This window comes from Bacteroidia bacterium (genome assembly GCA_020852255.1).
Lineage (GTDB): Bacteria > Bacteroidota > Bacteroidia > JADZBD01 > JADZBD01 > JADZBD01.
This window is the reverse complement of sequence record JADZBD010000004.1, coordinates 100,678-113,491: the sequence shown is the minus strand read 5'-3', so window position 1 is coordinate 113,491 and position 12,814 is coordinate 100,678. Positions and strand designations below refer to the sequence as shown.

At 46.8% G+C, this 12,814-nt stretch carries 10 protein-coding genes; 4 read left to right on the top strand and 6 right to left on the bottom strand.

The features are described from left to right. Positions 1–15: 15 nt before the first annotated feature. Positions 16–1,047: a homoserine O-acetyltransferase gene (metX, locus tag IT233_04030; GenBank protein ID MCC7301792.1), complete on the bottom strand. Its 1,032-nt coding sequence runs from the start codon at positions 1,045–1,047 to the stop codon at positions 16–18. A 52-nt stretch (positions 1,048–1,099) separates the two neighbouring features. Here metX and IT233_04025 point away from each other — a divergent pair, with 52 nt between their 5' ends. Further along, positions 1,100–1,519 (top strand): OsmC family protein, encoded by a 420-nt coding sequence (locus tag IT233_04025; GenBank protein MCC7301791.1) that lies wholly within the window; start codon positions 1,100–1,102, stop codon positions 1,517–1,519. On the opposite strand, the gene IT233_04020 is transcribed toward IT233_04025, so the two are convergent. Beyond that, positions 1,509–2,423 (bottom strand): T9SS type A sorting domain-containing protein, encoded by a 915-nt coding sequence (locus IT233_04020; protein ID MCC7301790.1) that lies wholly within the window; start codon positions 2,421–2,423, stop codon positions 1,509–1,511. The two genes, IT233_04025 and IT233_04020, sit on opposite strands and share 11 nt — an antisense overlap. Before the next feature lie 70 nt (positions 2,424–2,493). On the opposite strand from IT233_04020, the gene IT233_04015 reads away from it, so the two are divergent. Together IT233_04015 and IT233_04010 are read left to right on the top strand one after the other, a co-directional pair. Continuing rightward, complete coding sequence (locus tag IT233_04015; protein MCC7301789.1) at positions 2,494–3,663, top strand: aminotransferase class I/II-fold pyridoxal phosphate-dependent enzyme; 1,170 nt, start codon at positions 2,494–2,496, stop codon at positions 3,661–3,663. A gap of 1 nt (position 3,664) precedes the next feature. After that, positions 3,665–4,957 carry an aminopeptidase P family protein gene (locus IT233_04010; GenBank protein MCC7301788.1) on the top strand — a complete coding sequence of 431 codons (1,293 nt, stop codon included), beginning with the start codon at positions 3,665–3,667 and terminating at the stop codon, positions 4,955–4,957. Here the strand turns inward: IT233_04010 and IT233_04005 are convergent. Together IT233_04005 and IT233_04000 are read right to left on the bottom strand one after the other, a co-directional pair. Further along, on the bottom strand, positions 4,954–8,145 hold the full coding sequence (locus IT233_04005) for a SpoIIE family protein phosphatase (GenBank protein ID MCC7301787.1): 3,192 nt from the start codon (positions 8,143–8,145) through the stop codon (positions 4,954–4,956). The genes IT233_04010 and IT233_04005 overlap by 4 nt on opposite strands. Positions 8,146–8,163: 18 nt before the next feature. Next, positions 8,164–10,509 carry a tetratricopeptide repeat protein gene (locus IT233_04000; protein MCC7301786.1) on the bottom strand — a complete coding sequence of 782 codons (2,346 nt, stop codon included), beginning with the start codon at positions 10,507–10,509 and terminating at the stop codon, positions 8,164–8,166. Positions 10,510–10,581: 72 nt separating this feature from the next. On the opposite strand from IT233_04000, the gene IT233_03995 reads away from it, so the two are divergent. Beyond that, positions 10,582–11,376 carry an alpha/beta hydrolase gene (locus tag IT233_03995; GenBank protein MCC7301785.1) on the top strand — a complete coding sequence of 265 codons (795 nt, stop codon included), beginning with the start codon at positions 10,582–10,584 and terminating at the stop codon, positions 11,374–11,376. A gap of 110 nt (positions 11,377–11,486) precedes the next feature. On the opposite strand, the gene IT233_03990 is transcribed toward IT233_03995, so the two are convergent. Both IT233_03990 and IT233_03985 read right to left on the bottom strand, forming a co-directional pair. Continuing rightward, positions 11,487–11,699 carry a hypothetical protein gene (locus IT233_03990; GenBank protein ID MCC7301784.1) on the bottom strand — a complete coding sequence of 71 codons (213 nt, stop codon included), beginning with the start codon at positions 11,697–11,699 and terminating at the stop codon, positions 11,487–11,489. Positions 11,700–12,056: 357 nt separating this feature from the next. Next, a complete protein-coding gene (locus tag IT233_03985; protein ID MCC7301783.1) occupies positions 12,057–12,806 on the bottom strand; it encodes a response regulator transcription factor in 750 nt (249 codons plus the stop codon). Between the last annotated feature and the right edge of the window lie 8 nt (positions 12,807–12,814).

Sequence of the window (12,814 nt, the reverse complement as noted above, 5' to 3'; positions counted from 1 at the left end):
CCGTACGTAATTTGATCAGCAAGTCAGCAGATCAGTAGCCAGACTGCATAGTTTCTCCCCTTCCACCAAAAACCCATCATGTCCGAAGGAAGAATCGATCTGAATATATTTACCGTTCCCAAGATGTTGAGCCAGGAACTTTTGTTCCTCATTCGGACACAGATGATCTGTTGAGATTCCTACCACAAAGGCCGGGCAGGGAATGGATTTCAATACCCGCTCAAGTCCCTTCTGATTCTTTAACTCCTGATCACTGAATCTTCTTCTTGCCAGGTGATGGGAATCCATGGACTTTGTAAGCGTAAAATAGGAGTGTGCATTGAAGCGTTCAACAAGCTTATTTCCCTGGTGCTGAATATAAGAAGCGGCCCTGTAGTTCTCCAATTTGTTTGCCTCCTCATCCGTTTGGGTTTTCACAAAGGCCTCATAATTCCGGTAGGTAAGCATTCCGATCGCGCGGGCTGCTTTCAGGCCCGTAGTGCCTGCGTCATCCCGTTCTTCACGAAATGTCTGATCGGCCTGTATCGCTAATCTTTGGGCTTCATGTATGGCAATGCCCCAGGCACTTTCCCTTGCAGCAGTAGTGGTCAGAAACAGCTTCCGGATCACTCCGGGTTCCATCACCGCCCACTCCAGGCATTGATAACCACCCATGCTTCCACCGGCACACACGGCGATCTTCTCAATCCCCAAATGCTTGCGCAGCAGGATATGGGCCTGTACCATATCGCGGATGGTGATTAATGGGAACGAGTGATAGTATTTTTTTCCGGTTTCCGGATTAATACTTAGGGGTCCGGTAGTTCCGTAACACGACCCCAGGATATTGGCACAGACAATAAAATGTTTTTCCGGGTCGAAGGCTTTCCCTCTCCCCACAATCCCGTGCCACCAATCCGCTGCGTCGGAATTCGCAGTCAGGGCATGGCAGATCCAGACAACATTGCTCCGCTCCGGGTTGAGTTTCCCATAGGTGTGGTATGCGATCTCGGGATTTACCAGGCGATCTCCGGATTCCAGAGAAAGGATCCCTTGATATTTATACAGTTCTTTCGGCACCGGACAAAGGTAATTAAGTCTTATCTACTAAATTTGTCTTATGAAGATAAGCCTCATGCGCAAAAATGCCGCCTTTCACTTTGAAGCAAAGAATGAAGACGGAGTAGTTTCCCATCTTGACGGAACCAGAGATATCGGCGGAGAAGACTGCGGACTGCGCCCTATGCAGTTGTTGCTGGCCGGGGCGGGAGGCTGCAGTGCCATTGATGTGTTGCTTATCCTGAAAAAGCAAAGGCAGAAGGTGGAGGATATCCGTATCGAAGTGGATGGAGAGCGGGAAAAAGGAGTAGAGCCGGCTTTATGGAAGGCGGTTCACCTCACGTTCTTTTTGAAAGGCAGCATAGATCCCGATAAAGCGCAACGCGCCGTAAATCTTTCTATGGAAAAATACTGTTCCGTTGCGGAAACTCTGCGCCGTGCCGGCGCTAAGATCACCTGGGAAGTGAAGCTTAACGGATAATGAGCTTCTGATAGAAGGTTCCTTCGGGTCCTGTTCTTTCTACGATATATATACCCGCTGAAAGCATCAGCATTTTCGTTTCGTTGCTGTTCATTTTTAATACGGTAACCATATCGCCCTTAACGCCTAGAATTTTGATCGTTGACTCTTCCCCCGGATTACTAATAAAAACGGAACCGTCGGAAGGATTGGGATATATCGTGAACAAGGCATCGCCCATTTCATTCATGCCGGTAACAATCGGAATTCCCCAGGCCTCGACATTATCAATGCACCAACGTTCCTGTGCGGTGCTTTCCCGGGAACGAATGCGTATCATCACCTGGTTGTAGGCATCGGGAATAAAGATCTTCACGGTGCTGTAGCCTTCGGTGGTCTGCGGGCCTCCGGCCGTTGGCTCGTAAATATTTGTGTTGTTGTTCAATTGAAGAGTATCCAGAGCCATGCCTGTGCCGGCGGCATACGACCAGGTAGCATTGTTAAACCCGTGAACTTCAATGCTTGAATACCAGGTAGTGCCGCCGTTCACGCTCACCCAAACCCGCACCTGATCTAACTGATCCGGACCGTTTGAAATGGTGCTAAGAGAAAAGCCGGCAAGCCGGAATGTAATGTAAACGGAATCATGATTGACTAAGCTGAGATTGCTGAAAATCATTGTATCTGCTGTAGCTGTGGTTTCCCAGGCCCAGGAACCTCCGATTCCCCAGGGAGAATTGGAAGGCGCGTCGTTGGAAGCGCTTAACCCGTTGATATATGTCAGTCCGTTACTGGTATAAGTCCAGGCGGGTGTAACTATAGTGTCAAAATCCTGTCCGGCAATAAGCACATGCTGGGAGGCAATGGAAAACGGGAGCAGGAGTAACAGCAGGGGGGTGAGGAAAAGAGCGGATCGTTTATTCATGGTATTAAAGATCGTTGTTCAAAGCCAAATTTAATAACTTTATCCTCTTGGAAAATAAAGGAATTGTTAAGTGAAAAAGAGAAGTTCTAAAGCAGTAAGGATCAGATCAAAGCAAACGGCACAGAAGGAGCATTCTTCGCCGCTGTACCTTACTTCCAGCTTTACCTATGATACAGCAGAAGAAATGCGTGCCACTTTTGCGGATGAACGTGATGCCAATATTTATTCCCGCTTTTCAAATCCGAATGTCAGGGAGTTTACCGATAAGCTTTGTGCGTGGGAAGGAGCGGAAGAAGGATATGCCACCGCCTCGGGAATGGCGGCCATATTTGCGAGCTTCGTAACATTCCTTAATAAGGACGATCATCTGATATCCTGCCGGTCCGTATTTGGTTCCACGCATACCGTATTGAGTAAGTATCTTCCAAAATGGGGTATAGCGCATTCCTGTTTCGATGCAGCAAGGCCGGAGCAGATCGAAAAGCTGATCAGGAAAAACACAAAAATGATTTTTCTTGAAACACCTACCAACCCGGGGCTGGAGATTGTTGACCTGGAGAAAGTGGGAAAGATCGCGAAAAAGCATAAACTGATCTTTCATGTAGACAACTGTTTTGCTACTCCTGTTTTTCAGCGTCCGGTTGAATACGGCGCAGACCTTGTCTCGCACAGTGCTACAAAGTGGCTTGACGGACAGGGAAGGGTACTGGGTGGAGCGGTAGTCGGTAGAAAGGAACTGATCCGGGAGATTTATCTTTTTTGCCGTGCCACCGGACCCGCATTGTCTCCTTTCAATGCCTGGGTATTGGCCAAGAGTATGGAAACACTCGAAGTGCGTATGGAACGACATGCGGCAAACGCTCTGGAACTGGCAAAATGGCTGGAAAAGCAAAGCGGAGTTGAGTCGGTGAGGTATCCTTTTCTTCCTTCTCATCCGCAGCATCAGATCGCAAAAAGGCAAATGAGCAGCGGCGGCGGTCTCGTAGTTTTCACGCTAAAGGGGGGAATTCGGCAAGGTGCACGTTTTATGGATGCATTGAAAATGGCGTCGCTCACAGCCAATCTCGGTGATACACGAACAATCGCATCGCACCCGGCAAGTACCACCCATGCGAAACTGTCGGAAGCAGAACGGCAGGCTACTGGTATTACGCCGGGGCTGGTCCGGATCTCCTGCGGACTCGAGCACATAGAAGATATCATCGCAGATATAGAACAGGCACTTAAGAAAAGCAAATAATATGAAGTATGCACCTATCTCTTCCCGGCTTTTTACAGAAAACCGGAAACGTTTTTCCAAACTCCTCGATAAAGGAGCACTGGCGGTATTCAATTCCAATGATGTGCTGCCTACCAATGCCGACGGGCACATGGCTTTCATTCAGAACTCGGACCTTTTCTGGCTATGCGGAATAGACCAGGAAGAGACGATTCTGCTTCTGTTTCCGGACGCCAAAAATCCACAGCAAAGAGAAATCCTGTTTTTAAAGGAGACCAGTGAGCTGATCGCTGTCTGGGAAGGACATAAGTACACCAAGGAAGAGGCAACCAGAGCCTCTGGCATCAAAACGATAATGTGGCTGTCCTCTTTCACGCAGGTTTTCCATTCCCTGATGGCGGAAGCGGACGAGGTGTACCTGAATTCTAACGAGCACCTCCGTGCAGTGGTGGAAACCGAAACCCGTGATGCACGTTTTATCAAATGGTGCCAAAGCCGGTATCCCTTACATGATTTTGAACGGTCAGCCCCTTTAATGCATCAAGTGCGTGCAGTTAAATCCAGGCATGAAATTGACCTGATCCAAAAGGCATGTGATATAACGGAGAAGGGATTCCGCAGACTGCTCCCCTTCGTAAAGCCGGGTGTGTGGGAATTTGAAATCGAAGCGGAGCTGATCCACGAGTTCATTCGCAACCGTTCCCGCGGATTTGCCTACTCGCCGATTATTGCCAGCGGCGCTTCCGCCTGTGTACTGCATTATGTTGAAAACAACAAGCCGTGTAAGGCTGGAGATGTAGTATTGCTGGATGTGGCAGCAGAATACGGCAACTACGCCTCGGACCTTACCCGCTGCCTGCCCGTTAGCGGAAAGTTTACCCGGCGTCAGAAAAACGTGTATAATTCTGTGCTGCACATAATGAAGAAAGCTATCAAAATGCTCAGGGTAGGCAATAACCTGGAAGATTACAATAAAGCAGTAGGAGAGCTGATGACGGAGCAACTCTTAAAACTCCGTCTGTTACGGATATCGGATGTTCGCAAGCAGGATCCGGAACGACCAGCCTACAAAAAGTACTTTATGCACGGTACATCACACTACCTCGGACTGGATGTGCACGATGTAGGCGAGCGCTGGCGTAAGTTCGAAGAGGGCATGGTCTTTACCTGTGAACCTGGTATCTATATTCCGCAGGAGAACCTCGGCATCCGGCTCGAAAACGACATTCTCATTACTAAAAAAGGCCCAGTTGATCTGATGAGTAATATTCCGGTAGAGGCAGACGAGATTGAGGAGTTAATGAATGAACACTAGAGCCTCGTCCCGATCACCAGAATGTCATCCACCTGATCCAAATGCCCCATCCACTCATGAATGGTGCGTTGCAAATAACTTCCCTGCTCTTCGAGTGAAAGATCCTGGATCTTCAAGAGCGTGTCTTTCAGTTGCTGATATTTGAATTTTTTCCCGGACGGACCCCCAAACTGGTCTGCATACCCGTCCGTAAAGATGTACAGGCTGTCACCCTTTTCCAGTTTAATCAGGTGATTGGTGTATTTCCGGCTCTCTCCTACTTTTAAATTACCGATAGGCATCTTATCTCCTTTGATCTCTTTCAGCACTCCTCCGCGGATGAAGTAGAGCGGATTCATGGCGCCGGCGAAATGAAATTCGTTGGTTTTGCGGTCAAACATGCATACCGAAGCATCCATGCCATCTTTTACTTCGTGCTCTTCTGTATTGGATTGGCGCAGGGTATCACTCACATTTTTATTCAGCGCTTCCAGGATCTCATTAGGCAGTGTGATATCATACTCATTCACGATTTTCTCCAGCATATTGTGTCCCACAATACTCATGAAAGCTCCCGGAACGCCGTGTCCTGTGCAGTCCACCGCGGCAAACAACACTTTATCTTTTTTATCGGCCAGCCAGTAAAAATCACCGCTGACGATATCTTTCGGCTTGAAAAGAATGAAGGTCTGAGGCAAGTACTGACGGACCAGTTCATTCGGTGGAAGAATAGCATCCTGTATCCGTTTAGCATAATGGATACTGTCCATGATATCTTTATTCTTCTCGGCCAGTTCTTTGTTCTTCTCCATCACTTCGGTAGTGCGTTCTGCAACCTTAGTTTCCAGCACTCTTTTTTCCTGGATCAGTGCCCGTTCCCGAATTTTGATGTAGGCGAAAAGAATACTGAGACCAGCAAGGGTTACCAATACGTAGAACCACCAGCGTTTCCAAATGGGCGGAGTGATATGAAAGCTGAGCGTTAGTGCTTCAGCATTCTCCATGCCGGAGCTGTTTACGGCTTTCAGTAACAGGGAATAGTTGCCGGGATCAAGATTCGGATATTCGATATAATTCTTAGAGGTGGTTTTCCAGTCGTCGTCAAAACCTTCCAGTTTTACCTTATAACGAACTCCGTCCGGATTGCTAAGGCTGATACCTGTAAATTCAAAAAGAAGGGAATTTTCTTTATGCGAAAGTTCCATTCCGGTTATTTCCTGTTCTTTATTGTTCACTTTAACAGATTGTAGATTCAGGAGTGGTTCAACGGTATTGGGTGTATCAAAGGCAGGGGCAAAGCGGAATACGCCATTAGCAGTTCCAAACCATAAATTGCCTTCCTGATCTTTATAACGGGCGTTTGCTTTGGTTTCCACGCCTGTGAAGCCATCCATTTTACCGTAGGTAGTAAAAGTACTTGCCTTGGGATCGAACCGGCAGAGTCCGTTATTGGTACCGGCCCAGATATTTCCATTATTATCGGAAATAACGGAGGAAACATAGTCTGAAATCAGACCGTCTTTCATCCTGTATCCGGAAAATCTCCCTTCGCGGTAAGTAAATATCCCACCCCCTGCTGTGCCCAGCCAGATGCTGCCGTTTTTGTCTTCGGTGATGGATGTGATGCTTCCGTTGCTCAACCCTTCTTCCTTTCCGTAGAAATAGAAAGATTTTTCGTCGAAACGATTCACGCCCCTCTGACGCGTACCTATCCAGAGAATTCCTTTGGCATCTTCGTAGATACAGGTGATGTCCTCTTCGGAAAGACCATCTTTTTTTGTGTAACTGCGAATCTCTCCGCTTTGCTGATCAAGTACAGTGAGTCCCACGGGAGTTCCCACCCACACACGGTTTTTTGAATCCACTTTCAGGCACGTGATATGATTGAATACCACTTCATTCAGCGGGAAGTTACGGGTGAATGCGTTTCGCGACATATCATACTTAATAATCCGGCTTCCCCAGGTTCCCATCCAGATATTTCCGTTTTTGTCAATATCAATAGGGCGGATGCTGCTGCTGGACGCCCCTTCGATATTCTTATAATTCGTGAATATTTTTTCCTCCGTAGCTCCGGGGTCATAGATAGATAGACCTTCATTCGTGCTGAACCAGTATCTTCCCTTATTGTCCTTTAGTATTCCCCAAACCTGGTTATTCACCAGGCCATTTACCGTAGTGTAGGAAATGAATTTCTCGCCTTTAAAAACAGATAGTCCATTGCCGAAAGTTCCCATAAGAATATTCCCTTCGCGGTCCTCTGTGATGCTGCGGATTTTATTAATAGGAAGACCGTTTGCGGTACTGAAGTTGGTAAATGCAGGACGGCCATCGGGTGCTGCAGGCCGGAAGCGGCTGATTCCCCTGTCCCAGGCCGCAATCCAGATATCACCTCTTGAATCTTCGAAAAGTAGGTTTACAAAATTTCCGACCATTCCCTCGCTTACCGACATAGGTGGTAAACCGTGTTCCTGAGTGTAATGTGTCATCGTTCCGGTGGCAGGATCGAATTTTTTCAGTGTGCCGTAAGGCTGTCCCATCCAGAAATTTCCTTTCCGGTCGATCATGAACGCTGTTGTTTGCGCTCCGGAGAGTTCGGCAGACGGATAATATTCAAACTTGCCGTTCTTTGGATTAAGGTGTTTGATGCCATAACGTGTGTGAAACCACATTATGCCCTTCGGATCCTGGGCAATGGCGTAAACCTGTTCTCCGAGGTCTTTATCCTGGTAAACAATCACATTAGATGGAGAAGACAGATCTCCGGCCGGATCCTTAATCACCACGACACCGTAGGGAATGAAGGAAATCCACAATTGCCCCTGCTTGTCCTGAAAGAAGGTATAGACGCTCTTCTCATCAGGGAAGGATGGATTCTCGATTTTAGTAAATGTCCGGCCGGCCTGGCGTGTGATGGAACCGGTATTGTGACCATACCAGATCGCTCCGCTGCGATCCATCAGCATGCTGCTGATATTATTCTCCGCTAATCCTTCATCCGCCGTATAATTAAGAAATGTTTTCCCGTCGAACCGCGATACTCCGCTTTCGGTTCCCATCCAGAGGTATCCGTTCTTATCCTGTACAAGTCCAAGAATATTGGACTGGGCTAATCCATCCTGAACAGTATAATTCGTGAAGGAATAGGTCTGGGCAAAACAGAGGGAGGTAAAAAATAAAAGCAGCAGGTATGATCCAAATAGCCTCATCAGGCCATGAAGCTACGTTTATTTTTTCATAAAGAAGAAAGTGCCCCCTTCATCTTCCAGTCCGGAAATCTTACCGAATTTGGGTTCCTGCATACCTTTCGCTTTTACAGCGAGTTTCACCTTTTCAACGATCTTGTCTATAGCGATACACCCGTCGGGATTATTAATCAGGGTGTTTGCGAAGGTTTTGGTAAACTGGGAATTATCGGCTGCCAGCTCAAATCCGGCGGAAGTGAATACCTGAGCGGACTTGAATTTTGTTTTTGTCCAGTCGTCGCACATCTTCTGTTCAGTGCCCGCCCGCATGGCAACCAGGAAGGTAGGTCCTGATTCGCAGGCATCCGTTACCACCAGGGTATGAACGAGTGAGTAGGACTGCATATAGGATTTAAGCGTGGCAATACTGAAATAGGAATATTCCTCATCAACCTTAGCGTCTACCGGAATCCAGTATCCGGTATTATTCTGGAATTTTCCATGCCCTGCATACCAGATCATCAGTGAATTGACCTTATTGGCCTTGATCAGGTCACGAAGCTCAATGGACAGGAATTTATCCAACTCGGCTTTGGTCATATCTTTTTTATGTACAATATTGCTGAATTTATAGTTGGCCAGGGCCGTTTTCATTAGTGTAACATCCTTTGAGGGGCCGTCGAGCGAGGCGAAGTTTTTGTAATTGCTGTTCTCGATGAAGATGAGCCAGGTTACACCCATGGGGTTATTGGCAGAGATGGTGGCACCTTCGCGGTTCAGTTTAAAATCTTCAATGGTTTCATTCCCGTAGACATCTTTTACCCAAACGGTGATCTTCATTTTATTGGAGATGCTGATGGTGGCGGAAAATTTGGGATCCTGTGCGGAAGGGTCAAAGCTTGCATTCTGTCCTTCGATGCGAATGGATTCGATCTTGCTTTCGTCTTTTACCTGACCTTCGATATAAAGTTCCGAGTTTGAGTTGTCGAGATAAATTTCTTTGTCGAATGAAGTGTAGGGAGCAACCAGGGCAACAATCGGCTTCCCGGTTTCAGTGTATTCAACGGCGAACAGCTGTTCAAGTACGTTGTTATAAACATCCGTAACAATTACAGTCAGCTGTTCGAGCTTTGTGACATCCATTGTTACAATGAAATCAGTAACGTTGGTATCGTTCCGGAAATTGGCTTCCTTACCGTTCACGGTAATGCTTTTGATATTGCTTTCATCGGTGATGGTACCCTTCACCATCATTTCTTTTTTATCTCCTCCGATCTTAACTACAAATTTTTTGTCGGCCTTCGGACTGATCATGACGATCTCAGGCTTATTCTTTTCCCTGTTGAGCTCAAAGAGTTTTTGCTTTGCTGCCACAAGATAATTCATGGCATTTTGATCGTTTGGCGCAATCTCCTTGATCTTATTATAATCCTTCACCGCTTCCTTGTAATTCTGCATCTGCTCGTAGGCCTGAGCGCGCTTGAAATAAGCGTTCGCGTTTTTTTCCTGGATCAGAATCACCTTGGTGTAATCGTTTACAGCATTGGGATACATGGCCAGTTTAAGGTAGTAATCACCACGTGTCATAAAGGCGATTACACTTTTATCATCGGCCAGGATGACTTGTGTAAGATCGTTTACAGCGGCAAGATAATCTCCTTTGGCGGCATACACCTGACTTCGGGCGAAAAGAATCTCTTTCCGGGCAGGAACAAATTTTTCCATTCCTGTCTGGCAGGTTTTCATCGCATCATCCAGCTTTTTTAATTTAACCTGAGTGTTACTTAATCCCACATAGGCCATCACCAGTTTAGAATCGTAATATTTGGCGTCTTTATACTTTTTTTCTGCTTCTGCATACAGTTGCATACTGTCAAGAACAATGGCATTGTTCAGATAGGTGAGTCCACTCTTCTTAAGATCTACTGCCTGTTCCGCCAGCGTAAGGGCCTGTGTGAATTTTTTCAGCTGGAGCAAGGTGTAAATACTGTACTCTATTGCATCAAGATAGTTCTTGTTAAGGGAGAGGGCTTTCTTAAGCATTTCGTCTGCTTTTTCGAACTGACGGATTTCGAAATAAAGCCTGCCGGCGTTATAGAAGTATTTTTCCTCTTTTGGGGCAAAGGTGGTTGCCAGGCGGTAATCCTCCGCCGCCTCCGTCTTTTTGTCCATCTTTTCATAACATTCAGCACGGGAGATATACACATCTTCCATCTGGGGATCCATTTCGAGGGCTTTCGTGAAATTGTTCACAGCCTCCTGGCAATTACCCATTTCCATAAATTTCTTTCCGGCAGAATAGTATTTCTTGGCCGTCTGAGCCTGAACGGACAGGGTGGCACTCAGCAGAATCAGCGAGCAGAGGAAGGAGCGTAAAACAGATCGCATGGAACGGGATGGTTTTATCGACCAAAAATACATAAATTGTACCGTAATTACAGCAGGAGAATTATACCCGTAATGATCGAACTTTTTGGTAGAAAAATCGGCTATTCTGACTCAGGAAAGGGGCGGGTGCTGGTCTTTTTACATGGTTTTCCGGAATCAAGGGTGATATGGGAGCCGCTGACGAAGGCATTATCAGGTTCTTACCGCATTATCACGATAGATTTACCCGGCTTCGGAGATTCAGAGTGCATCGGATATGTGCATTCCATGGATGCCATGGCAGACCACGTGAAAATGCTGTTGGATGAACTGAGTTTGAGGAAATATGTGATCTGCGGGCACAGTATGGGAGGTTATGTAGCGCTGGCTTTTGCCGCACGGTTCAGGAATCATCTGAGTGGGTTGATCCTGTTTCATTCTACGGCTGCTGCAGATGCTCCGGAAAAGAGGACCGATCGCGACAGGGCGATTGCGGCAGTTAAGGCAGATAAAAGGGCGTTCGTTTTTCAGCTTCTCGAGCGGTTGTTTGCTCCAGAAAATCTACCGCTGATGACAGAGCCACTCGAACAGCTGAAAAGAATCGCCGGAAATACCTCGCCGCAGGCCATCGTTGCCGCCCTGGAGGGAATGAAGATCCGTACGGATTATATCGCTATGCTTCCGGAGCTGGAATTCCCCGTTCTTTTTATCGCAGGCAAAAAGGATGTGATTATTCCGTGTACTTCAATACAGGCTCAGGCTAAAAAATGCCGTGAAGGGGAGGTGTTGTTGCTGGAAAATGCCGGGCACATGGGTTTCTTTGAAAGTCCGGTTACCTCAGAGAAAGGGATCAGGGGATTTCTTCGAAAGTGTTTTGGGAAAAAATAAAAAGACCGAGGTAACGCTTGTACCTCGGTCTGTGTTACTGATGCGGGAGGACCGGCATGATAAGCAACATCCCCTTAAACCTACCAGCCTGTCCTCCCTGCCATCAATGTTCAGAAGATCACATTGAGAACGGCATACATTACGAGTCCTGCTGTGGCTACGCCAAGGATCCCGATAATGGTGTCTACACCGTCATGAGCGTTCTTTTCAGTAGAACGGTAATGCCCTTCCTTCAAGGCTTTCACCCTCATGATGTGTCTCTCGTGTCTTGCAATACGGCGACTCCTTGAGTCATCGTACGCGTTTCTTACTTTCTGTTCCATGTTACTTTATATTGCGTTTAACTGAAGGGGCGATGAAAAAAGGAACGGGTTGGCCGGCCTGTTAACCACATCCCCATGTGTGGCCGGCCAATTCCGAGAACTTTCGCTCTTGTTCAGTACCCCGGCGCAAACCCCAAACGATCGGCTGCCCTTCCTTTCGTTTTTTATTATGGCTTCGGTTCTGAACATTTCCTTTTGTATTGAAATCACAAACAAATTAACCTTACACAATATTACGGCGCCTTTCAGGGTATAGTTTATGGTTTCTAATAAGTGGCAGGGAAAATCCAATAAGTGGTAAAGCGCACGGAATAACTGGAACCCGTTGCTACTCACTACACTGTAACTAACTGAATATCAGGCCTTATTAAGCCTTTCCAGGAATGCTTCCCGTTTACGGCGGGAGATCTCAATACGGGAATCGTCGCTCATTACAGCGTATCCTCCGTCTTCTTTCAGATAACGGACAACGTGATTCATATTGATCAGGTGGGAATGATGTACTCGAATGAAAGCGTCTCCGGGCAAAATATCTTCATAATGCTTCAGACCTTGTGTGACCAGAAATTTTCTCTTACCGGACAGGAAGAAATACGTGTAGGATTCGGAGGCCTCGCAGCGGATAATATCTTTGATATTTACAATCTCGTAAGCATTGCCGGTGGGAAGGGTAATTCGCGAAAACTCGTCTTCTCCTTTTTTAAGATTACTGATAAGAAATCTAAGGTTATCCACATTTGAGGAGCTGCTCTTTTTTTCAATGACCTTCTTTACGGCATTTTTCAACTCGTCGCCATCAATCGGCTTGAGCAGGTAATCAATCGCCGAATATTTGATGGCTTTGATGGCGTACTGGTCGAAGGCAGTTGCAAAAATGAGGTAGAAATCAATTCCCTGTACCTGCTGAAGTATATCAAATCCGGTGCCGTCGGCCAGCTGAATGTCCATGAATACCAGTTCAGGTTTTTCTTTTTTAATCACTTCCACGGCTTCTTTAACGGAGGATGCTTCCCCGGTTACATGCAGTTCAGGGCAATATTTCTGTATCAGAGAGAGGATTACCTCCCGCGATTTTTTTTCGTCTTCAACAACAACGGTACGGATCATGCGTTAAA